Source organism: Bradyrhizobium sp. AZCC 2289, from assembly GCF_036924615.1.
Taxonomy (GTDB): Bacteria; Pseudomonadota; Alphaproteobacteria; order Rhizobiales; family Xanthobacteraceae; genus Bradyrhizobium.
In genome coordinates, this window is the sequence record NZ_JAZHRY010000001.1 from 785,364 (window position 1) to 807,145 (window position 21,782).

23 protein-coding genes are annotated in these 21,782 nt (G+C 61.7%); 9 read left to right on the top strand and 14 right to left on the bottom strand.

Annotated features, from left to right (window positions below; all coding sequences use genetic code 11):
* The first annotated feature begins 5 nt into the window (after window positions 1-5).
* Both flgH and V1289_RS04080 read left to right on the top strand, forming a co-directional pair.
* Window positions 6-761: a flagellar basal body L-ring protein FlgH gene (gene flgH, locus V1289_RS04075; RefSeq protein WP_334395737.1), complete on the top strand. Its 756-nt coding sequence runs from the start codon at window positions 6-8 to the stop codon at window positions 759-761.
* Between the two features lie 221 nt (window positions 762-982).
* Complete coding sequence (locus tag V1289_RS04080; RefSeq protein ID WP_334395738.1) at window positions 983-1,750, top strand: hypothetical protein; 768 nt, start codon at window positions 983-985, stop codon at window positions 1,748-1,750.
* A 155-nt stretch (window positions 1,751-1,905) separates the two neighbouring features.
* Here V1289_RS04080 and V1289_RS04085 read toward each other — a convergent pair whose 3' ends face one another.
* Both V1289_RS04085 and V1289_RS04090 read right to left on the bottom strand, forming a co-directional pair.
* Window positions 1,906-4,356 carry a S8 family peptidase gene (locus V1289_RS04085; RefSeq protein WP_334395739.1) on the bottom strand — a complete coding sequence of 817 codons (2,451 nt, stop codon included), beginning with the start codon at window positions 4,354-4,356 and terminating at the stop codon, window positions 1,906-1,908.
* Complete coding sequence (locus V1289_RS04090; protein WP_334395740.1) at window positions 4,262-5,347, bottom strand: AAA family ATPase; 1,086 nt, start codon at window positions 5,345-5,347, stop codon at window positions 4,262-4,264. Before V1289_RS04090 ends, V1289_RS04085 begins: the two co-directional genes overlap by 95 nt.
* Before the next feature lie 1,525 nt (window positions 5,348-6,872).
* Between V1289_RS04090 and V1289_RS04095 the strand changes: the two genes are divergently transcribed.
* Window positions 6,873-7,613 carry a carbonic anhydrase gene (locus tag V1289_RS04095; RefSeq protein ID WP_334395741.1) on the top strand — a complete coding sequence of 247 codons (741 nt, stop codon included), beginning with the start codon at window positions 6,873-6,875 and terminating at the stop codon, window positions 7,611-7,613.
* A gap of 16 nt (window positions 7,614-7,629) precedes the next feature.
* Here the strand turns inward: V1289_RS04095 and V1289_RS04100 are convergent, their stop codons facing one another.
* The 4 genes from V1289_RS04100 to V1289_RS04115 all read right to left on the bottom strand — a co-directional run bounded on the left by V1289_RS04100 (window position 7,630) and on the right by V1289_RS04115 (window position 10,503).
* Window positions 7,630-8,448, bottom strand: a complete 819-nt coding sequence (locus V1289_RS04100) for a hypothetical protein (RefSeq protein ID WP_334395742.1) — start codon at window positions 8,446-8,448, stop codon at window positions 7,630-7,632.
* Window positions 8,449-8,457: 9 nt separating this feature from the next.
* A complete protein-coding gene (locus V1289_RS04105; RefSeq protein WP_334395743.1) occupies window positions 8,458-9,246 on the bottom strand; it encodes a 2-keto-4-pentenoate hydratase in 789 nt (262 codons plus the stop codon).
* A gap of 54 nt (window positions 9,247-9,300) precedes the next feature.
* On the bottom strand, window positions 9,301-9,666 hold the full coding sequence (gene dksA / locus V1289_RS04110; protein WP_092509290.1) for an RNA polymerase-binding protein DksA: 366 nt from the start codon (window positions 9,664-9,666) through the stop codon (window positions 9,301-9,303).
* Window positions 9,667-9,891: 225 nt separating this feature from the next.
* Window positions 9,892-10,503 (bottom strand): NAD(P)-dependent oxidoreductase, encoded by a 612-nt coding sequence (locus tag V1289_RS04115; protein ID WP_334395744.1) that lies wholly within the window; start codon window positions 10,501-10,503, stop codon window positions 9,892-9,894.
* A 136-nt stretch (window positions 10,504-10,639) separates the two neighbouring features.
* Here V1289_RS04115 and V1289_RS04120 point away from each other — a divergent pair, with 136 nt between their 5' ends.
* Window positions 10,640-11,014, top strand: coding sequence for a winged helix-turn-helix transcriptional regulator (locus tag V1289_RS04120; RefSeq protein ID WP_074274667.1), 375 nt, complete (start codon window positions 10,640-10,642; stop codon window positions 11,012-11,014).
* A 186-nt stretch (window positions 11,015-11,200) separates the two neighbouring features.
* On the opposite strand, the gene V1289_RS04125 is transcribed toward V1289_RS04120, so the two are convergent.
* Window positions 11,201-11,614 (bottom strand): flagellar assembly protein FliX, encoded by a 414-nt coding sequence (locus tag V1289_RS04125; protein WP_334395745.1) that lies wholly within the window; start codon window positions 11,612-11,614, stop codon window positions 11,201-11,203.
* 264 nt (window positions 11,615-11,878) lie between these two features.
* Here V1289_RS04125 and V1289_RS04130 point away from each other — a divergent pair, with 264 nt between their 5' ends.
* From V1289_RS04130 to V1289_RS04145, 4 genes are all read left to right on the top strand, one after another.
* Window positions 11,879-13,003: a flagellar basal body P-ring protein FlgI gene (locus V1289_RS04130; protein ID WP_309178144.1), complete on the top strand. Its 1,125-nt coding sequence runs from the start codon at window positions 11,879-11,881 to the stop codon at window positions 13,001-13,003.
* Entirely contained in the window at window positions 13,003-13,365 is a 363-nt protein-coding gene (flgJ, locus tag V1289_RS04135) for a flagellar assembly peptidoglycan hydrolase FlgJ (RefSeq protein WP_442895942.1), read from the top strand. Before V1289_RS04130 ends, flgJ begins: the two co-directional genes overlap by 1 nt.
* A gap of 17 nt (window positions 13,366-13,382) precedes the next feature.
* Window positions 13,383-13,886, top strand: coding sequence for a hypothetical protein (locus V1289_RS04140; protein ID WP_334395746.1), 504 nt, complete (start codon window positions 13,383-13,385; stop codon window positions 13,884-13,886).
* Window positions 13,887-14,044: 158 nt separating this feature from the next.
* Window positions 14,045-14,440 (top strand): hypothetical protein, encoded by a 396-nt coding sequence (locus V1289_RS04145; RefSeq protein WP_334395747.1) that lies wholly within the window; start codon window positions 14,045-14,047, stop codon window positions 14,438-14,440.
* Window positions 14,441-14,459: 19 nt separating this feature from the next.
* Here the strand turns inward: V1289_RS04145 and V1289_RS04150 are convergent, their stop codons facing one another.
* The 3 genes from V1289_RS04150 to V1289_RS04160 form a co-directional block, all read right to left on the bottom strand.
* Window positions 14,460-14,825: a hypothetical protein gene (locus V1289_RS04150; protein WP_334395748.1), complete on the bottom strand. Its 366-nt coding sequence runs from the start codon at window positions 14,823-14,825 to the stop codon at window positions 14,460-14,462.
* A gap of 28 nt (window positions 14,826-14,853) precedes the next feature.
* On the bottom strand, window positions 14,854-15,219 hold the full coding sequence (flaF, locus tag V1289_RS04155; protein ID WP_334395749.1) for a flagellar biosynthesis regulator FlaF: 366 nt from the start codon (window positions 15,217-15,219) through the stop codon (window positions 14,854-14,856).
* A 109-nt stretch (window positions 15,220-15,328) separates the two neighbouring features.
* Window positions 15,329-15,547 (bottom strand): hypothetical protein, encoded by a 219-nt coding sequence (locus tag V1289_RS04160; protein WP_334395750.1) that lies wholly within the window; start codon window positions 15,545-15,547, stop codon window positions 15,329-15,331.
* Between the two features lie 107 nt (window positions 15,548-15,654).
* Between V1289_RS04160 and flbT the strand changes: the two genes are divergently transcribed.
* Window positions 15,655-16,080: a flagellar biosynthesis repressor FlbT gene (gene flbT, locus V1289_RS04165; protein WP_309178151.1), complete on the top strand. Its 426-nt coding sequence runs from the start codon at window positions 15,655-15,657 to the stop codon at window positions 16,078-16,080.
* A 70-nt stretch (window positions 16,081-16,150) separates the two neighbouring features.
* On the opposite strand, the gene V1289_RS04170 is transcribed toward flbT, so the two are convergent.
* From V1289_RS04170 to V1289_RS04185, 4 genes are all read right to left on the bottom strand, one after another.
* Window positions 16,151-17,653: a pyridoxal phosphate-dependent decarboxylase family protein gene (locus tag V1289_RS04170; protein ID WP_442896165.1), complete on the bottom strand. Its 1,503-nt coding sequence runs from the start codon at window positions 17,651-17,653 to the stop codon at window positions 16,151-16,153.
* A 5-nt stretch (window positions 17,654-17,658) separates the two neighbouring features.
* Window positions 17,659-18,924 (bottom strand): ATP-grasp domain-containing protein, encoded by a 1,266-nt coding sequence (locus V1289_RS04175; RefSeq protein ID WP_334395752.1) that lies wholly within the window; start codon window positions 18,922-18,924, stop codon window positions 17,659-17,661.
* Window positions 18,925-19,024: 100 nt separating this feature from the next.
* A complete protein-coding gene (locus tag V1289_RS04180; protein ID WP_334395753.1) occupies window positions 19,025-19,804 on the bottom strand; it encodes a hypothetical protein in 780 nt (259 codons plus the stop codon).
* Window positions 19,805-19,888: 84 nt separating this feature from the next.
* Window positions 19,889-21,772, bottom strand: coding sequence for a flagellar protein (locus V1289_RS04185; RefSeq protein ID WP_334395754.1), 1,884 nt, complete (start codon window positions 21,770-21,772; stop codon window positions 19,889-19,891).
* Between the last annotated feature and the right edge of the window lie 10 nt (window positions 21,773-21,782).

Sequence of the window (21,782 nt, forward strand, 5' to 3'; positions counted from 1 at the left end):
TGTAAATGTCAGTTTCCCGTATTAACCGCCTCGTCCTGTCCAGTGCCTTGCTGGCGCTCGGCAGCCTCGCCAGCGGTTGTTCCGCAATCGACCGTCTCTCCCAGATCGGCGAGACGCCGAAGCTGTCGGCGATCGAAAATCCGACCGCGCAGCCCGGCTACAAGCCGGTGCAGATGCCGATGCCGAAGCCGGAGCAGGCTTCGTATAACGCGAACTCGTTGTGGCGAAACGGCAGCCGGGCCTTCTTCAAGGACCAGCGCGCGGCGCGAATCGGCGATCTCCTCACCGTGACAGTGAATTTTACCGACAAGGCCAATATCGCCAACGAGAGCCAGCGCAGCCGGGCCTCAAAGGAGGATTCCGGGATCGACGACTTCATCGGCGCGAAGACACTCGGCGCGCAGGCGCAAAAGGTGTTGCCAGGCCGCATATTGACCACCGATTCCACTTCCACCTACGACGGCAAGGGCTCGGTCAACCGCCAGGAAAATCTGCAGACCAACGTCGCCGCTGTCGTTACCCAGATTTTGCCGAACGGCAATCTCGTGGTCGAGGGCAAGCAGGAGATCCGCGTCAATTACGAAATACGCGAATTGATCGTGGCCGGTGTCGTGCGTCCAGAGGACATCCAGAGCGACAATACCATCGATTCGAGCAAGATTGCGCAGGCCCGCATCGCCTATGGCGGCCGCGGCCAGATCTCCGACTTCCAGCAGCCACGTTACGGCCAGCAAGTGACCGACATTCTGCTGCCGTTCTAGGGCATGATCCCAAAAGTGGAAACCGGTTTTTGGATAAGATCGCCCAGCTGATCAAGAGCTCCCACACCTCGTTGCGAACCTAGGCGCGACGATGTGTTCCAACGCGGCCTTCGCTAGCTCCCCTGGCGAAGGCCGCGGTCGTTTTTTGCGGTTCATGCTGTTTTGGCGGACCCGGCTCCATCGAAACGCCCATAAGTTCAGGCAGCAAGCGATTCCATTCGATGCTAAACAGCAACCAGGCGAACCTTTTCTTCAAACCGGACATGACGATGCGCTTTTGCTGGCAACTCCTTGCCGTTGCATGCTTTATCTCGGCGGCTCCGGCGGCGGCCGCGCCGCCCGACGGCACGCGGCCGGTCGTTCCCGTCGCGACCGAGCCCGAGCACGAAGAGCCCGATATCGACATGTACGCGCTGATGTCGGGCAAGTGCACGACGCTCAGGATCGCCGGGCGCGATTTCGCGTGCAAGGCGGTTGCCTATTTTCACAGCCAGCAAGGCCGGGCCCATTTTACCATCGTGCTCGACGACCCCAGGGACACCAGCCATATCATCTCGTTCTCCGGCGAAAACGGCCGGCGGGAGCAGGACAATGTCTACGAGCTGCAGGTCGACAAGATGCTGCTGAATTCCAAGGACCGGCCGAGGGTCGACGGCCTGCCGGTGCCGTCGGCCGAGCCGTCGGCGGGCACCTGCAAGCAGGTCGGGATCATCACGAAGACACCGATCTCCAGCATCTCCTGCGCGGCGACCACCGCCAACGGCAAAAAATACGAACTGCAATTCGAGTCCGACGGTTCGCCGATCACGTTGCGAAAAATCCGGCAATCCTCGCTCACCGAAGAGAAGCGCCGCGCCAAAAAAGCCGAGCAACTCGAATGCCGCCGCAAGGCCGATATCGCGAAGGTCTTGCCGCGAGACTGGACCGCGTTTGTTATCCGGTGCCTCGCCGAGGATGGCGAGCAGGCGCCGGCGAAGGCGGAGCAGTGAGGAGATGAGGGTCGAGTATCTCGATTTCAAAATGATCGCGCAGGCCAAGATCGCCTGTGGCGGTTGCGGCCAGATCACAGACATCCAGCAGCCACGCTAGAGCAAACAGGCGATGGAGTGCTGAGGACTGGTTTCCGGAATCAATACAAAAACGATCAAACGACTGTTGTTACGACATTGAGATTATCGATTGCCGCTTTTAGTTCGGCATACAAATTCGCCTCAACAGTGCCGGCATCTATCTCGACCACCAACGCGAAGCGCGCCGACTGCTTTTCAGGATTTTGCATTGTTTTGGTCTTCCACCATCCAGCGACTGGATGAACGGCGAGTAAGTTGCGACGAGCGAGATCTGACGCGGGGCAGCTCAGCTCGTCGATTTGAATCGAGCCGACGTCCCGCCGATTCTGCCCGAATATCCAGCCATCATTCTCCTCAACGACGGGCCCGTCGGGCTGTTCGGCGATCTTACTGATTCTCGCAAGGAACTCCGGTTTCCCTTCATTGGGCCGATTCAGTTTGAAGCGCAGATTGTGTGAGGCGTAGCGAAATTTCGAGCCACGCGCTGGTTCGGAAGGATTTGGCTGAATGAACGTACTCAGAGCTACTCTCAATGTTACGGGGGTATTGGTGAGCTTGCGCAGCTCTTCCACCGGCCACGGAAGCTCGAACAGTTTCATTTCGTTGTGAATATGCTCGGCACTTGCCTTGTCGCTTTTCCGATACGGCGTGATCATGTCCTGCACAATCAGCGTGAGCGCATTGGACGCGCTTCTCCGCGCCCGCTCCATATCTGGAATGCCATAACCGTAGCGTTGAAACAGCGGGCCATAGTCTCCCTTCGCCGGATTCGCCGGCAGATGGCTCCGCATTTGCTGGGTCCAACGTGCCGAGGACACGAAGAGCCCACGAATGGTCTCCGGCCAGAGGTGACGATAATCCGACCACAGCTCGGTGATCGCCCGCGCCGCCAAGCCCGTTGCACCGCTGGTTTCGCCACACGTAGTGAACGCTCTCAAAGGAAATTGGTGGTCTGTCGTAAGCAGCGAGAGCGCTGAGTGGCCCATCGGCGGAGGGAGACCGTCGACGACCCAGTTTCCGCCTTCAAAAACAACGTCCGGCTTGATCGGCCAATATGATAACCAACTCGCGGTCCGGGACGATGGGGCAAGATCGCCGGCTGGGGCAAGAGGGACTCCCGGTTCTCCGGGAGGCAAAACAATCTTGTCTGTGTAGGCACCAACACAAATGGCATTCCAGGCGTGCGCAGGCGACTCTATTTCATTGTCGGGATGATGGGAGGTCGACAGATAGTCACAATTTCCAAAGAGATTCTGATTGGTGTTTCCCGCCGAGACCAGGAAGAGACGCGGAATCTTTTTCAGGCCTGAGGTACCGGCTATCAATTGGTCAATTTCGCTCGACCAAGAGGTCGGTGCCCCATCATGCGGCGTGTCGTCCTGAGTCGTGCTTGCCATCGCAAATGCGCGCCGTCGATCGGCGACGGTTTCCGCCGCGTTGATACCCGCGCGAGTCATTGCGCCCAACAGGTGATGGGGATTGTGCCCAGCGTCAGGTATGATTTTTGCCGACTCTAAGCGGTGTCGTATTTGAATCGGCATCATGTTCTGTAGTGCAATCGTCAGATCGCCATAGAGCGACAAGCCGGCCAATTGAGTACCGTGACCGACACTGTCTTCTACGCCCCACGCAGGATCGGCTGCGTGGCGATCGGCACCGTTCAAAGCGGGTGCGATGAGAGGATGAGAGCGACTGACGCCTCTGTCGAGAAGCGTGATATAGGTCGGGTCATCAATTGCTTCGAACGTTGTCAGGCCCTGCAAGGCACCGAGCCATTCTGTCTGCTCCTCAATTTCCATCGCATCGAAATAATCAGCGGTAACGGTGGGGGCGGCAAGAGCTCGAACACCAGCTACACGGCGGACGGCGAACGCGAGAGCATCGCGCGTCGCATTAGCAATAATGACGAGGTCTTCAGGAAATTCGAGGCGATCGGCCCCGACCGCTACCCCAAATTCGGGAGCACGAGCGATAAATTCTTCGGCTTGCGAATTGTCTAGCCAAATCTCCCACGGCTTTGCGCCGTCGTCCTCCGGAAACCTTGCATCCGGACTACGCCACAAGGCCCGAAGTCCGGCTTCAACAATGGCGCCAATGCCCTGCACGAGGTCGGCATTGTAGGGGCGACGTTCGGAGCCGTCTTTTTTTGTACGATTTTTCTCGGCGAAATCTTCGATCTTGTGACGAAGTTTGTCCAAGCCCCGAGCCGAGGCAAAGACGGTCGCTTTCGGAGGCTGGTTTTCCTCTGGATTTCCTGGCTCGGCCGCCAGCAGGGTCAGGTCACTGGCATTCAGCCCCTTTGTGATCATAACTTCGCCGGGACGACCTTGGATCTCTAGGTAGACGCCCGGTCTTGCGTCGCCCGTAATATTTGGAAGGGCATCGAGTGCCCGAAGCAAGGCTTGAGCATGCAGCGCCCTACTGGGCACATCACTTGGTCTTTTGGTCGATCCGCCGCCCTTGGCCTTGAATTTTTCTGCCTGCCCCAGACCGCTTAGTATGAAGTGTTGAAGATCCCTCGGCATTCACATCCACCCCTATCCCATGCAATGAGCGCCGACGTTCAAGGGACGCGATGACCGCAGAGGTCTCTATCAAGTTTGATTTGCCAAGCACGGACCTGCGCGCAGCATCTTCCGCCGCAGCGACGACGTCAGCCGTCGACAACCCCACGGCATTGTTTGCGACCTCGAACCAATTCACCTCACGAGCGTCGAATCCACCTAGCCTGCGTCGCATCGCCTTCTCGATCGCAGGTCCGGCGGGCATCTCGTACGGTAGGACTAGGTCGAAGCGCCGAAGGATGGCGCGATCCAAAATCTGTGGAAGATTCGTTGTGGCAACAACAATCGAAGGACCGGTGTCCTCGTCCAGAAATTGAAGAAAAGAATTGAGAATCCGTCGAGCCTCGCCGACGTCGTTTTCCGCACCACGCGCTGCCGCCAGAGCGTCTATCTCGTCAAATAGATACACCCCCCGCGTCGTCCGGACGGCATCAAACACCATCCGAAGCTTCTGCGCCGTTTCGCCCATAAATTTCGTGATCAACCCATGCAGCAACGCAGTGAACAGCGGATACTTGAGCTCACCGGCGAGCGCCGCAGCGGTGAGCGTTTTTCCTGTCCCTGGAGGTCCGGCGAGCAATAGCCTTCGACGGGGCCGAAGGCCCTTCAATTCAAGCTGCTCAGTCATCCGGGTTTCAACAACAACGTGAGCGAGTTCGTCTCCGAGATGAGATGGAAGAATAACATCGCTCAAGCGCGTCGTAGGATAGCTTGCGCTAAGTAACCCAGCGAGGTCTCCCCGTGGCGCCGCAAGCGGCGTCGGCTTGGAAAGGTTTGTTCTGTTGGGTGGAGTTTTGCTCGCTTCGGCCCACTGCCGGAGCTGTTCGGCCAAACGCTTGTGACCCTTTTGGGCCTCGGCGGCAGCAAGCTGCATAGCGAGGTCGAAGAATCGATCCTCATCGCCTTCAGCATGGCTCTTGATGAGCCCGATAAGCTGTTGTGCCGACGCCATATTTCGAACCTTGGAACCGCCGCAGCCGCGCAAAATTTCCGGTTGTCCCTGCGCACTCTATATAGAAAATCCGTTAACAGACCAGCGGAAGTTGCCGGCCGATGCTGTTGTCAACGCCCGAATAGCCGCGCGTCGAGGGAAGCAAGCGCAGCTTGGATGGGCGAAGCGACATCCGGGGTTTCGTGACACGACTCGTTGAAACGTAAGCTCCGCACCAATCGAGGGTCGCTGGTTTCGACCACCCCTTCACTGCGGCTTGATCCCGGCGGCCCGCATGATCGGCAACAGCCACACTTCCTCTGCGTCACGAAATGCCTTGATCCCGGCCAGCGAGGTCGGCTAGGGCGTGGCGCCGAGGTCGGCGTAGCGCGCTTTCAAAGCCGTTGACGTAGCGCACCGTCCGCGCCGGCCAGGCCTCTTGTGCGAAGGCAGTGCGCGGCGCCAGGACCGACGCGGCTAGCGCCGCGGCGATCGATCCGCCGAGCATAGCCAGCAATTCGCGGCGTTCACGGGCGCTGGCTGCGGCATCGCTTTCCACCGCATATTTTAGCTTGTCTGGCTCGGCGGCAACACCAGCGTAGTCTGCCGCCGATGGCCAAGAAAGAGGCGAGTTGAAGCAGGGGGCACTTGCCCGACGGGCAAATCAGTCAAATCCTGTCCAGCCCTGTTCGCAAAAATATTTCGCTTTCGCCGTCGGGCAAATCACCGATAGAAGCTCGCCCCATCCTATCCCGCAAGAGGGGCGTATCATGATCGTCACGGTCGTTGGGATGGGATGCGGTGGACGCAGCAGCGTTGGGCGCGAAACGGAATCGCAGGGCGGGTTTCCCGTGAGCGATCACCGGCACGCAGACGACGGCGCTGAAGCGTACGGCAAAACCGTGTGGTCCTGGCACCCGTTGCTGGTGTCAAGTCGGCGGAGGCGATGTCAACCCGACCGGGTCTGGCAACACCTTAATCCGCTGACGACGGTGACAAGACGAATTCGTCGCCGGGGAGAGCGCGATATAAGCCGTAAAACCATTGCGCAGGGAAGGCCGGATGCTCTCCGCTGAACCTGTATGCTCGTGTGCGTGCTCTTGTGCACATCTTGCACGCGAGACCGCGGGTGCAGCGCGCACCCGGCTTTCCCTGCGCCCTCTTCTTTTTTGGGCGAAATGATTTGCAAGACTCGGGCAGATCGCGCCGCGAGAACGCGGAGTTGTACGTGGAATTAGGGCACCGTCATTGCGAGGAGCCACCGGGTCCCGCCTCCGGAGGGGGCCGTACCATTCTCTCAGTTGTCATCGTCCGGCTTAGCCGTCCGAAGGACGGCGTCGCTCCCGCTCGCCTATGCCCCGGCGACCCAGTATTCCCGAGACGTCGGCGATAGAACCGAGAAGCCGCGGCGTACTGGATCCCCCGCATGCGCGGGAGGCTCTTCGCCGTAGGTCCTATGGATTGCTTCGCTGCGTACGCAATGGCATAAAACTTGACGTTGTTTTCGAACTTGCTTTCGCCTTCATTCTCGCCAAGGAGAACCGCCATGTGCCGACTGTGCGATGCCCGCGACGCTGTTGCGCCCGAGACAACTTCACGCCGCCGCTTCCTGCAATTCGCCGGCGGGATCGCCGCCGGTCTTGCGTTGGCGCCGCCGGCCTTTGCCAAGGAGACAAAACCGCCGCCGAAGCCGCAGAACGAGATATCGCCGGACGCGGCGCTGAAGCGTCTGATGAAGGGCAACAAACGCTATGTCGAGGGCGTGTCGCGCCGGCACGATTTCACGCATGAGCGGGAAGCGCTGGCCGGCGGGCAAAATCCCTACGCCAGCATTTTGAGCTGCGCGGATTCGCGCATTGCGCCCGAATACGCCTTCGACAGCGGCCGGGGCGATCTGTTCGTCTGCCGGGTCGCGGGCAATTTCGCCAATGACGACACGGTGGCGAGCCTGGAATATGGCGTCGCCGTGCTCAACTCGCCGCTGATACTGGTACTCGGCCACGAAAGTTGCGGCGCGGTGGATGCGACGATCAAGTCACTGAAGGACAACACCACCCTGCCCGGCCATCTGCCGTCGCTGGTTGCCGCGCTCGCGCCCGCGGTGAAAGCGACCATGGACAAGCCCGGCGACAAGCTTGCCAACGCCATCCGGCAGAACGTCGTCGACGTCGTCGCAAAGCTCAAATCGGCGACGCCGATCCTCAGCGCCGCGGTCGCGGACGGCAAAATCAAGATCGTCGGCGGCGTCTATCGCCTCGGCGACGGCAAGGTGAAATTGATCGATTGAGAATATCAGTCCGCCATCATGCCGGCGTGGCGCGGCGGATCAACGCGCAGAGCCCGGTCATGCGCGCAATCGGATGCTCGACGAACAGGCGGCAGGAGGCGAGCGCATCCGCGAGCGCGTCGGGCGGCGCGGCAGGCTTCAATTGCGCGGCGAGCATCTGACCATGGGCATGGCCGAGCGCGCGGGTGGCGTTGGTCAGCGCGAGCAGCCGGCCGTCGGCGTGCGGCGGCACCAGCAGCGTTCGGACCAGCGCGAGATAGGCCGGCCAATAGGCCAGATGGCGGTACATGCTGGCGATCAGCTGCGGTTGCGTGTCTTCGCCAAAGCCGTTCAATTCCGCGACCAGCCGCGCCACCTCGGGGTCGAGCGCGTCCATCGGCGGCAGTTCGGGTATTTTCACGCCCAACGGTTTTGGCGCGGCGGTTGCCGGTTGCACGGGTTCGGCAGGTTTTGGTTCGAAACGCGCCAGCAGCGCCGACAATACGACCAGCGCCAGCGCATTGGTGTATTGATAGCTGTCCAGCACCTGCCGGATGATGATCTGGTCCGGCGGCAAAATGCCGGCAGCGAGCAACGTGTCCTCGGAGAAGCCGGGCAGATCCGGCAACGCGATCGTGCGCCGGACGGCCTCGGCATGCGGCGGCGCGTCGCCGAGATAAAGCGGGCGCACCGTCGACCAGGTCCATCGCAGCGCGCCCGGCATGGTCGCGAGATTGCGCCAGATCAGATTGACGACGTTGGTGCCGAGCACCTTTCGGATGTCCGCAAAGATTTCAGCGATTTCGCCGGCGGCATCCTCTTCGCGCACCGACGGAACGCTCTCCTGCGCTTTCATGAGTTTTTCTCAACCCCGAAAATCAGCGGCGACGTTGCCGAGCCCGGACAGCTCTATCACGACGCTGTCGCCCGCGTTGAGCCACACCGTCTTCACCAGGCTTCCGGTGAGCACGATCTGCCCGGCATGCAAACCGCGGCCATCGGCGGCCAGATGATTGGCGAGCCAGGCGAGTGCGTTGTGCGGATGGCCGAGCACGTCGGCGCCGGTGCCGCGGCCGGCTTCCTTGCCGTTGATGACGGCGCGGCCGACGACGTTGAGGAGATCAGGCGCGGCCGATCGCGCGACGGGTTGGCCGAGCACGCAGCCGGCGCCGAAGAAATCATCCGCCACCAGGGTCGGCGCGCCAATGGTTTCCCATTTGACGTAACGGTCGTCGACGATCTCGATCGCGGGGTGATAGGCCTCGATCGACTCGTGCACCCATTCGGCGGTGAACGGCGCTTCCGATGGCGTCAGATCGCGCGCCAGCCGCACCGCGATCTCGCATTCGACGCCGACCTGGATGTAGTCGCCGGCCTTGAGCTGCGCGCCGCTCTCGTAGACGCCCTTGGCGAACACGCCGCCGCTGCAGGGATGGGGGATGTCGAGATATCGCTGCATCACCGCGCTGGTGCAGCCGATCTTGTAGCCGACCATGGCGCCGAACTGCGGCAGCAGCAGGTCGTGGACCGCGCGCTGGATCTGGTAGCCTTCCGCCTCGTCGCGCGGCGCGATGTCAGGCGGGAGCGAATCGAGCTTCGTCCGCTTGCGGCGGGCGCTCGCGATGACTTTCGCGGCCGCGAGATTGTTGTCCATCAGCGGCAGCCTTCCGTTCTACACAACAAAATGACCGCACGCGGCGGTCACGCCCTACTCGTCCCTGTAAACCTTCTCGCGTTTTTCGTGGCGTTCCTGCGCTTCCACCGACAGCGTTGCAATGGGGCGGGCTTCCAGCCGCTTCAGCGAGATCGGTTCCCCGGTCTCCTCGCAATAGCCGTAGGTGTTGTCCTCGATGCGCTGCAGCGCGGCGTCGATCTTGGAGATCAACTTGCGCTGGCGGTCGCGGGCGCGCAGTTCGATGGCGCGATCGGTTTCGGAAGAGGCGCGATCAGCCAGATCGGGATGATTGACGTTCTCTTCCTGCAGGGTCTGCAGCGTGATCTTCGATTCCCTCAGGATCTCGTCCTTCCACGCCAGAAGCTTGGCGCGAAAATAATCGCGCTGGCGGTCGTTCATGAAAGGCTCTTTTTCGGAGGGTCGATAATTCTTCAACTTTTCCAAGGCCAGCCCATCTTCACGTACAAGGCGGCGGGCAAAAAGGTCCGTCCGCGCGCGCCTTATATAGCGGCGGGTTGTGACAGACAATATCGGCCCCAGGGGAAAGGAGGTACCTCCCCAAGACCTTGCACAGACAATCGTCTCCGGCCCGACCGGGGCGGGCCGGATCTGGTTCCCGGCGCCCTAATAGCCGACCGTAAAGCGCCGGCGGATATGGGCCGGACGCTCGATTTCGTCGGCGAGTGCAACTGCGAAGTCCTCGAAGGAGATCCAGCTTTTCCCGTCGGGGGCGGTCAAAAGCTGGTCGGTCCCGAGCCGGAACTTGCCGGTCCGCTCGCCTGCGGTGAACAGGGCCGAGGGCGACAGGAAGGTCCAGTTCAGCTCCTTTTCCTTCCCCAACAGGTCGAGGAAGTGAGCCCCCTTCGCGGCCTCGGCCTTGTATTGGGCGGGAAAGCCCTCCGTCGTCACCAGCCGGACGCCGGGGGCCACTTCCAGGCTGCCGGCGCCGCCAACGACGAGGTAGCGGCCGACTTTGGAATTGCGGGCAGCTCCGATCAGTTTGGCCGGGTCGCTGTCGAGGAAATGCACCGAACTGATCGCGGCGTCATGCCCGGCCAGAAGCTGGGCCAGGCCGGCCTGGTCCAGCACGTCGCCCTTTTTCGCCGTGACATTGGCCTGGGCCGCGATTTTTTCGGGGTTACGGGCGATGGCGGTCACGCTGTGGCCCCGGCGGGCGAGTTCGGCGGTGATGCGCGAACCGGCATTGCCGGAGGCGCCGACGACGGCGATTTTCATGAAGGTCTCCTTGGCTCAGGGATATGGTATCCAATGGAGACTAGATAACGAAAAGCGTGTAAGTGTTAAGAGAGCACTTTGGGGTCACCTGATTACGCCGGAGTAACCGCCAAAGAGAACTATCAGGAGAACGATGATGAAAGTCGCCAACGCCTATTCGGCCGATTGCCCGACGCGCCAGATCCTGGATCGCGTCGGCGACAAATGGGCGGTGCTGATCCTGCTGCTCGTGCGCGACGAGCCGATGCGCTTCAATGCGCTCCGCCGCGCGATCGAGGGCATCTCGCAAAAAATGCTGTCGCAGGTGCTGAAGAGTCTCGAGCGCGACGGACTGATCCGCCGCCGCGCGATCGCGACCGTGCCGGTGACGGTGGAATACTCGATCACGCCGCTCGGCACCACGCTGGCCGGCGCCGTCGATCCCCTGCGCGACTGGGCGGAAAGCAACCTGAAGGAAGTTTTGAATGCGCAACGGCGCTACGACGCGCAGCGCAAGCAGGTCGCGGCGTGAGACGATGTGTCGGGAGAGCGCATCTTCCGGCTCCGTGGCTTCATCCTTCGAGACGCGCTGCTGTCGCAGCGCTCCTCAGGATGAGATCTGAGACCCTCATGGTGAGGAGCGCGGCAACGCCGCGCGTCTCCGGACGATGCTTCGCATCGCCGGGAGAACCATGAGGCCACGAAATGCAGGATCGATCTAGACCTGCCCGGCCTTGGCGAGTTCGACTTCGACGCGGAGCTCGATCTCGGACAGGACCGCATCGAGGCCGGGATCGCCGGAGGAGGATTTCAGATTGGCGGCGGCATCGCGCAGCCGGTGGACGGTGGAGGCATTGAGATTGCCGGAGAGCAGCCCGAGCTTGAGGTCGTCGAGCACGTCGAGCGCGCCCTTGCCGCGCGCGACTGAGCGCTTGCGGCGTTCGGTCGGATCCTCGATGCCTTGCAGGGCCAGCAGCCCGTCGAGGCTGGTGGTGGCTTTCGGCGCGGTGGCGGAACGGGTCTCCTCGGGTGCTGCCGGCGTATCCGGCAGCGAAAAGCCGCTCGAGCTGGTTCGCCGCGTGTTGCTCGCGGGCGATCCAAGCGTGGTGCCGTTCGGTCCGTAGATGCGCATCGTCATGATCCCGCAGGATGGAGTGGCGAGAGCTTCGCCTTGTTATGGTTAATGACGCGTAAACGACCCGGCAAAATCTGCCGCCAGGCGGCAGTTTCGCGCGTGCTGGCCAATCGGAGCCAAACCAGCTCGCGACAATTTCCATAAATATATCAATACATTGCCTGCGCGGCGCGGCGTGGCACCGATCTCGCATAGTTAATGCTGGATCGCCGTCATGGGAGTGTCGCGCGGTCCGCTGGAAGACCCAAAGGGGAGCACAGGATGCCCGGCATCCGTACGGCAAGAGTATTTCGGCTGGCCTGCGCCGCGCTGTTGGCGCTGGCGCTGTCGGCCATGTCAGCAAGTGCGACCTCGCGGATCAAGGACCTCGCCAATATCGAAGGCGTGCGGCAGAACCAGCTGATCGGCTACGGCCTCGTCGTCGGCCTCAACGGCACCGGCGACACGCTGAACAACATTCCCTTCACCAAGCAATCGCTGCAGGCGATGCTGGAACGCATGGGCGTCAACATCCGCGGCGCCACCATCCGCACCGGCAACGTCGCTGCCGTCATGGTCACCGGCAATCTGCCGGCGTTCGGCACCCAGGGCACCCGGATGGACGTCACGGTGTCCGCGCTCGGCGACGCCAAAAACCTGATGGGCGGCACCCTGCTCGTTACCCCCCTGCTCGGCGCCGACGGCAACGTCTATGCGGTGGCGCAAGGCTCGCTTGCGATCGGTGGCTTCCAGGCCGAAGGCGCCGCTGCCAGCGTCACCCGCGGCGTGCCGACGGTCGGCCGCATCGCCAACGGGGCCATCATCGAACGCGAGATCGAGTTCGCGCTCAATCGCCTGCCCAATGTGCGGCTGGCGTTGCGCAACGCCGACTTCACCACCGCCAAGCGCATTGCAGCCGCGGTCAACGACTATCTCGGCGTCAAGACCGCCGAACCGATCGATCCCTCGACGGTGCAGCTGGCGATTCCCGCCGAATTCAAGGGCAACGTCGTCGCCTTCCTGACCGAGATCGAGCAGTTGCAGGTCGAACCGGATCTCGCCGCCAAGATCGTGATCGACGAACGCTCCGGCATCATCGTGATGGGCCGCGACGTCCGCGTCGCCACCGTCGCGGTGGCGCAAGGCAATCTCACCGTGACGATTTCGGAAAGCCCGCAGGTCAGCCAGCCCAATCCGCTGTCGCGGGGCCGAACCGTGGTAACGCCGCGCAGCAGCGTCAGCGTCTCCGAGGACGGCAAGAAATTGGCGGTCGTGAAAGACGGCGTCTCGCTGCAGCAGCTCGTCGACGGCCTCAATGGCCTCGGCATCGGGCCGCGCGACTTGATCGGCATCCTGCAGGCGATCAAGGCCGCCGGCGCGATCCAGGCCGACATCGAGGTGATGTGATGCAGAGCAGCCTGGTCAGCAGCACCACCGGCAGCATGCCCGCGAAAGCGGTCATGCCGATGTTCAACGGCCGTGTGGATCCGCAGTTCGCAGAGGCGCTGAGCAAGGTCTCGCCGCAGGCGCAAGCAAAGGCCAAGGCGACGGCGACCGACTTCGAAGCGATGTTCCTGAATTCGATGTTCTCGCAGATGACCAGCGGCATCAAGGGCGACGGCCCGTTCGGCGATACGCCGGGCACCGGAGTGTGGCGCTCGATGCTGACGGACGAATATTCGAAATCGTTCGCGAAAGCCGGCGGCGTCGGGATTTCCAACGACGTGTTCCGCACGCTGATCCTGCAGCAAGCCAACCGCGCCGGCTGATCCAAAGGGAGCCCGACATGAATCAACGCCCTCAACCAAGGCCGGCCCCCGCACCGATTGCGGCGCCGAAGGCCGTGATTTCCACACCCGTCGAGGCCCGCAGGCTTGCGGAAGAGCTGATGGACGTGATGAGCGCGCTGCTCGGCATCATCGAGCGCGAGACCGAACTGGTCCGCGCCGGCAAGGTGCGCGAGGCGATGATGCTGGCGGAGGAGAAGTCCGGTCTGTCACGCCGCTATATGATTGCGCTGGAAAATCTGAGAACGGGGCAAAACTATCTGGCGCAGGTATCGCCCGAATTGCTGACCACGCTGCGGCGCCATCACGACACCTTCCGCGCCATGCTGCAGATCAATCTCACCGTGCTTGCGACCGCGCATGCGGTTTCCGAAGGCATCGTGCGCGGCGTCAATGCCGAGATCCAGCGCCGCAACATCCCCAATACCTACACCGCCGCCGGACAGCACGCGACGCCGGGACCGCGCCACATCACGCCGCTGGCGGTCAGCCGTTCGCTCTGATCCAACATTTACATTTTTCATAAAATCCGTGCGCAGGCGTCAGCGCGGCATTCAGCGCGTTCTCTAACTCCGCGTTGAGAGGTGCCCCGTATAGTTGCGGTCCGTGAGGGGTTGGGATTTGACTCGAGCAAGCTAGTGCCGTCGCGCTAGGAGGCACCATGAGTACAGATTTCAGCATCAAGCCGGTGGGGGCACCGGTCGCCGCACCGATCGCTCAACCCGTGAACGATGCGGCCCAGCATGCCGTCAAGACCGATCTGCCGGCGAGCCAGAGCGTCACGGCAACGGACGCGAGTTCGCGCGCCGCCAGCGATTCCGACGCCGTCACCGTTTCGCTTTCGAATGATTCGCTATCGAATGGTTCGCTATCGAACCAGGTGTTCATCGACCGCGACGCCGCCGCGGTCGTCTATCAGGTCGTGGACAACCGGACGAGCCAGGTGGTGAAACAGTTTCCCGACGAAGCGGTGCTGCGGCGCCGCGCCTATTTCCACGCGCTCGACCTGACCAAAGAGGCGCCGCCGCGTCTGCGCGCCACCGACCGCAGCGCTTAGGAGGCGGAAGGTCTGATCATCAGCTGGATTGCGTCGCGTAGGCCGTGTCGAGATAGGTTGATCCGGTCGCGGGGTCGGTGACGACGTTCTTGATCAGCGCCGTTCCAGCTTTCGTCAGGATGAATTTGGTATCCCCGATCCGGAACGACTGATCCTTGACCAGCACATCCTGATATTTGCTGGTGGCGTCGCTCTGGTAATGCACCTTGGCGCGAAAGCCAGACACGTTCGAGACTGTGATCTTGAACGTCTTGCTGTTGGCGTATTTTCCGGTCCATGTGCCCTGATAGAGCTTGGGATCGACTGCTACATAGGAGGTCTTGGAGGGGACGGTCAGCCCAACAGTCTTGTAGTTGGCCGACAGGATGCTCATCAGGTCGACCATCTGCTCCTCCGTCGCCGTGACCGGAATTTCAGCCCCGGCCCGCCAGGCCGGCAGCGATGTTGCAGTTGATGTCTATCAGCGACTTCAACTTCGCCGGATCCGGGTTCATCTGCATATCCACCGTCTGCTTCATCACGAACACGCCGATATTGGCGATGTTCTGACGGATCTCAATCGGCTGGGGATTTTCGTCGGTCTGAGCCGCGCTCATGAAGATCGACCACAGCCGGCGATTGAACAGCAGCGCGCTTTCCATGGCCTTGCCGGGACCGGCCCAGTTGGATTGAACTTCCTGGAGTTGCCGTGCAGCTTTCAGCAGCGCCTGCGCCTCTATTTCACGCGGAGAAGATGTCGCTTGTGACGCACGGGCGTAGGCTTGGGCTGCATTGGACATTCAATAACCTCGGTGGGAGCGGATCGCAGGCCGCGGGGCTTCAAGACTGCTTAACTTTCATACAGGTGGTGCCTTTAAATAGGGTTAGCGGCGATTATCAATGTGTCCGCTATCCGACAAAAGGCGATGGTTTCGCCCTGTCACCTGGAAAGAAAAACGGCGGGGTATCCCCCGCCGCTTTGATCGTTGCCTCTGAGCGCAGGAGCTGCGGCACACTCTGCTGGCTCTGGTTGGCCAGCGACAGCGCGGGCACCGCGATCGACTGGCGGGTCGACAGCGCCTGGCTGTTGGCCGCTTCCTGCGGACCTTTCGCGTTTACCCGCGCCACAATTGCACTAATCGTGCATTTACCAATGATTAACCATCATCAGAAAGGATGCGAATCGGCCGGCGGGCATCGATAATCTGCGCGAAGAGCGACAACGGAGAACAGGCATGGCCTTAAAAGTCGAGCTCAAGCCGCACGAACGAATCATCATCGGCGCTTGCGTGGTCACCAACACCGATCAGCGCGCCCGGCTGCTGATCGACGGCGACCGGATTCCGATCCTGCGCGAGAAGGATATCCTGACACCCGAGTCCGCCGACACCCCGGCCAAGCTGGTCTATCTCGCGGTGCAGCTGATGTATCTTGCGCCGGATCCGATGGCCCAGCACCCGACCTATTTCAGCCTGGTCCGCGACATCCTGACTGCCATGCCCAGCGGCTGGCCCTTCATCGAGGGGATCAACAACCACATCCTGAACGGCGATCTCTATCACGCGCTGAAAGAGTCGAAGAAGTTGATCGCCCATGAAGAGAAGCTGATTGCAGCTGCAAAACGCCCGCAGGACGCCGGCGACGAGCGCAAATCGGCGTAACGCCACAACAAGGCTGCTCGGCACGACCGAGGCGTGAACGGCAGTTCGCCGTTCCGCCCAAAATAATCGCCTACATTGCCAGCGGTGGAGATTGCTCTAATTCCGGCACTGCGCCGTCTTCGGAAGCTGAGCGCCGCGCGCCAAATTCAAGCACCGCGGCAATCAGTGCATCGATATCGCGGGCCTCGGTGCGGTGATTGACGATAGCCGCACGTATGGCGAGTTCGCCATCGAGGAGCGTCGTCGAGGGAGCCGCTATCCCGGATTCCTGAATGTCCATGACAATATCGCCATTGACCTTGTTGGAATCCGCGGCGCGGTAACGGAAGCAAACGATATTGAGCTGCACCGGCGCAAGCAGCTCCAGCCGCGGCTCAGCCAGCACACGGGATTCCAGATATCCGGCAAGCGCACAGGTGCGCGTGATGACGGCTCCCAACCGTTCCGTACCGAAGGTTTTCAACGTGAACCAGGTCTTGAGCGCCCGAAAGCCCCGCGACAGATCGGGGCCGAGGTCACAAGGCCAGGGTGAGCCCGCGGAAAGCCCCCGCGTCTCGCGGCGCAAATACGCCGCCGGCGACGAAAACGTGTCGCGATGCCGCTGGCCGTCGCGGACAATCAGGAAGCCGGCGTCATAGGGCACCTGCCCCCATTTGTGGAAATCAAGCGCGATCGAATCCGCGCTTTCTAGGCCGGCGAGCCGCGGCGCAAGTACCGGCGAGAGAATTCCGAGCGCGCCAAAGGCGCCATCGACGTGAAACCAGAGCCCCTCTTCACGGCATAGCGCGCTCAACGCCACAAGATCATCGATGGCCCCGATGTCCACCGTCCCCGCCGAGCCGACGACGAGGAAGGGATTCAAGCCGGCCTCGCGGTCCAGCGCAATCCGGCACCGCAGCGCGGCAACGTCGATGCGGTGGAATCGATCGACTTCGATGCACCGCAACGCGTCGCTGCCAAAGCCGGCGATATCCATCGCCTTGGTGATGCAGCCGTGCGCCGCCTTCGAAGTATAGGCCGTCAGCGCCGCGCCTTCGACGCCGCACTGCCGCACCGATTGTCCAAGTGCTGTCGTCCGCGCCACCAGCACCGCCATCAGATTTGCCATCGATGTGCCGGTGACGAAAATGCCGCTCGCCTCGTTCGGAAAGCCGAGCATCTGGCGGGTCCATTCCACGACCTGACGTTCGACCTCGATCGGAATGTGATCGCGTCCGCCGAGATTGGCATTCAGTCCGGCAGCCAGCATCTCCGCCAGCATGCCGACGGCGGTACCGCCGCCATGCACCCATCCCATGAAGCCCGGATGAACATTGCCGGTCGCGTAGGGTACGACGAAATCGGTGAACTCCCGATAGACGTCGCCGAGCTCGGAAGCCTGACGCGGAAGCTCGGCGCGAAACCGCGCGCGAACGTCATCCGGTATCGGCTGCCAGACCGGGCGATCGCGAATGTTGGCGATGTAGTCGATCATGTCATCGAGCATGCGATGACCCTGTGCGCGAATCGCGTCCCAGTCTTGCGGGTCGAGGGTGTGGCTCGACTCGGATTGCAGCAATGCTTCGCGCACCATTTTTGTCACGCGGCCTGCTCGCGGCCCGGGCGGGACCGGCGATACAACATCGCGGCGAACGCGTCGAAGATCTTGCGCATCTGCGGCGGCTTGTAGGGGAACAGATCCGGCGAATCCATGTTGTGCACGACGGCGGTATTGTCCGCTTCGAATATCAGCAAATCCCCGCGCTTGTTTTCCGCACAGTCGATGGTGAAATAGTCGAGCCCTACCCTCTCCGCCATTGCGGCCAGCGCGTCTTGATGGCGACCCGCGAAGGCGGTTTCGAAGTCGCGCATGAAGCTCTCTTCTTCGAGCCGCTTGCCGGCGCTGAATGCCATGTTCGCGTTCAGGTACCAGATATCCCACCGGTCTGCGATCGCCATGTGGCAGGCGTACGGGCGGCCGTCGATGACAACTATTCGATATTTGCGAAACAGACCGTCATCATTGGCGTAATCGACGAAGCGGGAGACGAAGAATTCCTGCTCGGCTCTTTCGGCAAGATATCGGTCTATCGCAGCCGGCCCGTCAATCCTGGCCAGCCCGACGCCGGCATGCGAACCACGCGGCCGGACGATCAACGGAAACCGGAGTTCCGGCGCAACATCGGCAAGCAGAAGATCCGACTTGGGATCCGGCCTGGACGCGTCCGATAATTGCGCGCGGGTCACAGATACGGTTGCGGGAATATCGAGTCCTTTGATCCCGCGCAGCAAATTATGCAATTTGTCACGGTCCAGATTTGCAACGAGGCGCGGTGGATTGAGCATCGGCCGCGGCCAGCCAGCCGCCGCCTGATCGATGATGCGGAGCGCATCGCGGCATTCTTCCGAGTCGGAAGCGATCACGATCGCAATGTCATGATCGGGCAGCGGTACCGGCAGCGGGACTCCGGCCACGACATAAAGCGTCAGCAACTCGATCGCGGAGTCCTCGAGCAGGAATTCGATGGGCGTGTTGCCACCCATGTCGATCGAGGCCGCCAGGGCGAGGACGCGCAGTTTCGGCTGTTCGGCCGCGCAAGGAGACCGGAACAACTGGTGAAACGCAAGTACTTCTGCCTGGATGGCCAGTCCCGTCGGCTTGTCGCCTAGCAGTTGCGCGATCAGCGACAGGTCGAGCCCCTCACCGGCGTCCGCGGTTCCGCCGGCAACCTTGGAAATCAGCTCATCCCGCAACGGGCGAAGATCGGTCCCGTTAAATGCCATCGTCGTGAGCCTGGCAAATCCGATCCGGTCCGCGCACGGCAGCTTGGCGGTCGCGATCGGCGCTTCGAAATCAGGCTGCATGTCGCAACTCCAGGGATGGACAACAATCGCGGCGCGCGTCCAGCAAGGCCATGCATGTACCGTGTAAGCGGAGCCTGCAGAGCGGCGGCGTCAACATCACTCACGCAGCGTTCGGCACGGCTGCAGCCGTCGCAAATTGCGAGGAGAGATCGCCATGAAACACGGACGGACCGACGTGATCGAGGCGGCTTTCAAAATCCGCCCAGATTTCGCCGCCGATATCCGTCCAGCGTTTGCAGAAGGCGAAATCCTCGCTGAGGTAAGTCCCGGTGCTCGGATCGATCATGCACTCGAACAGCGCAAAGCGGTTGGGGCTTCCGGCGAGGGCGTCGGCAGAATGTTCGCGGAAAAACTGCAGCGATGCGTAGGCCGGATGTTCGCACATCCTTTCCAGGACGTGCCGCCTGATCATCAGGAAGCCGGTTCCGGCGTAGCGCACCTGCGTAAAACCGTTGACGACGACGACCTTGTCCGGATCGTCGAATTCGAGCACGTAATCCAGCGCCGCCGACGGCGCTTTCGACGGATTGGACTGCAGCGCCCGCTTTGCCTTGTCCCAGTTGACCCGCTTGATCGGATAGATGCCGGCCACCACGTCCGCGCCGGATTCGATCAGCCGAAACACCTGGTCGGGCGTAAAGCCGATATCGGCGTCCACGAACAGGAAATGGGTTGCGGTGGGATCGTCGAGGAACATCGTCACCAGGTTGGCACGCGCCCGCGTGATCAGCGCGTCGCCATCCCGCATCAGGACCTTGAGGTCGATGTTTGATTTGGAGCGCACGGCCCGCTGCAGCTGAAAAATCGAGCTGGCATAGATGCTCGAGACCTGCCCGCCGAAGCAGGGCGTCGCCACCACGAGGTGAAACTGTTCGTTCATGATTAGCTCCGACGCGGCTGACACGGCCTGCAGTTCTGAACAAACGTTAAATAGACGTGGTTAACGAAAGGCTAATGACCGCGGTTAGCCGACCGGAAGATACTTCGTCAGGGTGAGCTGCGAGAGCATCGACGTCGTCTGATAGGAAGCCTGCAGGCTGGTCTGGAGTGCCAGCACCTCGCTCGCCACCTGATCAGGCGAAACGGTCTCGGCCTGGTCGACGATACTCTGCAGCATCGCCTGACTTTGCTTTTGCCGACTCGTCGCATTCTTCATCGTCATCTGCGCCGTGGCAAAATCCGCCTGAATGTCCTGGATCGTTTGCGCACCCGGATGCGTCGTCAGACTTTGCGCCACCCGCTGGCTCAGCGCCAGAATCTGCCCCGCGGAATTTGTCCCCGCAGGCGGAGCAGAGAACGCTGAAAAAACCGCCAGGGTTTGAAGCTGCGAACGAATCGCGGATTCATTGGCCTGCGCCCCGTATTGAACGGTCACCGACTGATCGATCCGCGCGGTCGACGATGCGCGCGCTGAAGCCAGCGGCCCTGGATTGCCGGTGTACCAGGATACGGTATTTGCCGGCGTACCGCTGACAAACGAGGTGGCGGAGCCCAGTGGCAAGCCACTGACGCGCAGCGGCGGCTTGATCGCCGTCACCGTGGGACCGAGCCCGAGCGCCGCAAACGCGGCCGGGTTCGAACTCGTGACCGAAAGGCTTGCGGCATCGTCGGTGTGCAGCGTGACCACACCGCCGCTGACGGTCGACGGGGTCGAGGTGCCCGTGATCGAGTCGATTTTGGTCAAGAGTGTCTGGACGCTGTCCGTGACGTTGAGCTGGTTTCCGGTCGCGCCGGCGGCGACGAAAGTGATCGGTGTGCCGTTGACGGTGATGGTGTCGCCAGCTGCGAAGCTGGTAGCCAGCGAGTCGGTACCCGCGACACCGGATAACAACGTCGCGCCGGTGATCGGCGCAGGAACAGCCGCCTGGTTGTTGGCCACCGTTCCAATAGCCGTTCCAGTCGTATTGAAAAAATCGTTGCCCGCCTCGACGGCCGAAGCGGCTACAAGCGACGTATTGGCAAGCGTGCCGATCGCCGTGGTCAGCGCCGCGTTCAGGTTGGCGGCGGTCGCCGCCGGGGTCGTGCCGATGGCGAAGCTCCCGGTCGGCAGCGGCGTTGCGCTCGAGGCGGTGAGCTGAATCGATTCGGTCGTACCGTCCGGCAGATTGAACTTGAAGCTCACCTGATCGCCGTTGTTTGGGTTGGTCGCGCCGAGGTCGATCGAAACGCCATTCGGCGATCCGCCGGGACCGGTGACGGTCGCTCCGGTCAGCGAGGATGACACCGCGTTCAGCTTCAGGCCGAACGGCGAGCCTGCGACGTCCTCCGCCACTTGAACCGAGCTCGGCGTCGGCGAAAAAATAACGAGACGACCGAGGCCGTTGGTACCGAGATCCGCTTGCCTCCGCTCGGAGGTCACCTGCTTCAACCCGGCCTGGGTGGTGGTTCCGTTGAGAATGGTATCGATCGAGGCAACGGACGGCGTATTGATGGCGCTGCCCGAAAACAGGTAGCGATCACCCGCCTGGGTATTCAGAATGCCCAGCATCGAAGTCAGTTGAGAGCTGGCGGTCTGCTGCGCGATGGTCTGGCCCGCGCTGTTTAGCGCCTGCGACGAACTGTTCGCGCTGTTTTGAACCGTGGTTCCGATGTCGACCATCGCCTGCAGGGCCGTGTTGGCGACGCCGATGTTGGTGTTGATGTTGCTCATCGTGTCGGAGAAGGCGGAAATGTTGGCCAATTGCGACCGGGCGGCGATCGCGAATCCCTCGTTGACCCCCATGCCTGCATAGGACGTCGACTTTTTCCCGGTCGTCAGCTGCGACTGCAGCATCGTCAGCTGATTTTTGAGATCAACTATCGACTGGTTGAGAACGGAACTGCCGAAACTGACGCTGTTGATTGCCATGTCGATCGCC

Excerpts from the sequence above, each read along its gene's own strand:
- flgH (WP_334395737.1), top strand. The coding sequence starts at position 6 with ATGTCAGTTTCCCGTATTAACCGCCTCGTCCTGTCCAGTGCCTTGCTG.
- V1289_RS04090 (WP_334395740.1), bottom strand. The coding sequence starts at position 5,347 with ATGGCGTCGGCACAACAGCTTATCGGGCTCATCAAGAGCCATGCTGAA.
- V1289_RS04185 (WP_334395754.1), bottom strand. The coding sequence starts at position 21,772 with ATGGCAATCAACAGCGTCAGTTTCGGCAGTTCCGTTCTCAACCAGTCG.
- flgJ (WP_442895942.1), top strand. The coding sequence starts at position 13,003 with ATGCAGAGCAGCCTGGTCAGCAGCACCACCGGCAGCATGCCCGCGAAA.
- flaF (WP_334395749.1), bottom strand. The coding sequence starts at position 15,219 with ATGTCCAATGCAGCCCAAGCCTACGCCCGTGCGTCACAAGCGACATCT.
- V1289_RS04170 (WP_442896165.1), bottom strand. The coding sequence starts at position 17,653 with ATGGTGCGCGAAGCATTGCTGCAATCCGAGTCGAGCCACACCCTCGAC.
- V1289_RS04180 (WP_334395753.1), bottom strand. The coding sequence starts at position 19,804 with ATGAACGAACAGTTTCACCTCGTGGTGGCGACGCCCTGCTTCGGCGGG.
- V1289_RS04115 (WP_334395744.1), bottom strand. The coding sequence starts at position 10,503 with ATGAAAATCGCCGTCGTCGGCGCCTCCGGCAATGCCGGTTCGCGCATC.
- V1289_RS04120 (WP_074274667.1), top strand. The coding sequence starts at position 10,640 with ATGAAAGTCGCCAACGCCTATTCGGCCGATTGCCCGACGCGCCAGATC.
- V1289_RS04095 (WP_334395741.1), top strand. The coding sequence starts at position 6,873 with ATGTGCCGACTGTGCGATGCCCGCGACGCTGTTGCGCCCGAGACAACT.
- V1289_RS04175 (WP_334395752.1), bottom strand. The coding sequence starts at position 18,924 with ATGCAGCCTGATTTCGAAGCGCCGATCGCGACCGCCAAGCTGCCGTGC.
- V1289_RS04080 (WP_334395738.1), top strand. The coding sequence starts at position 983 with ATGCTAAACAGCAACCAGGCGAACCTTTTCTTCAAACCGGACATGACG.
- V1289_RS04100 (WP_334395742.1), bottom strand. The coding sequence starts at position 8,448 with ATGAAAGCGCAGGAGAGCGTTCCGTCGGTGCGCGAAGAGGATGCCGCC.
- V1289_RS04105 (WP_334395743.1), bottom strand. The coding sequence starts at position 9,246 with ATGGACAACAATCTCGCGGCCGCGAAAGTCATCGCGAGCGCCCGCCGC.
- V1289_RS04130 (WP_309178144.1), top strand. The coding sequence starts at position 11,879 with ATGCCCGGCATCCGTACGGCAAGAGTATTTCGGCTGGCCTGCGCCGCG.
- V1289_RS04140 (WP_334395746.1), top strand. The coding sequence starts at position 13,383 with ATGAATCAACGCCCTCAACCAAGGCCGGCCCCCGCACCGATTGCGGCG.
- dksA (WP_092509290.1), bottom strand. The coding sequence starts at position 9,666 with ATGAACGACCGCCAGCGCGATTATTTTCGCGCCAAGCTTCTGGCGTGG.
- V1289_RS04085 (WP_334395739.1), bottom strand. The coding sequence starts at position 4,356 with ATGCCGAGGGATCTTCAACACTTCATACTAAGCGGTCTGGGGCAGGCA.
- V1289_RS04125 (WP_334395745.1), bottom strand. The coding sequence starts at position 11,614 with ATGCGCATCTACGGACCGAACGGCACCACGCTTGGATCGCCCGCGAGC.
- flbT (WP_309178151.1), top strand. The coding sequence starts at position 15,655 with ATGGCCTTAAAAGTCGAGCTCAAGCCGCACGAACGAATCATCATCGGC.
- V1289_RS04150 (WP_334395748.1), bottom strand. The coding sequence starts at position 14,825 with ATGGTCGACCTGATGAGCATCCTGTCGGCCAACTACAAGACTGTTGGG.
- V1289_RS04145 (WP_334395747.1), top strand. The coding sequence starts at position 14,045 with ATGAGTACAGATTTCAGCATCAAGCCGGTGGGGGCACCGGTCGCCGCA.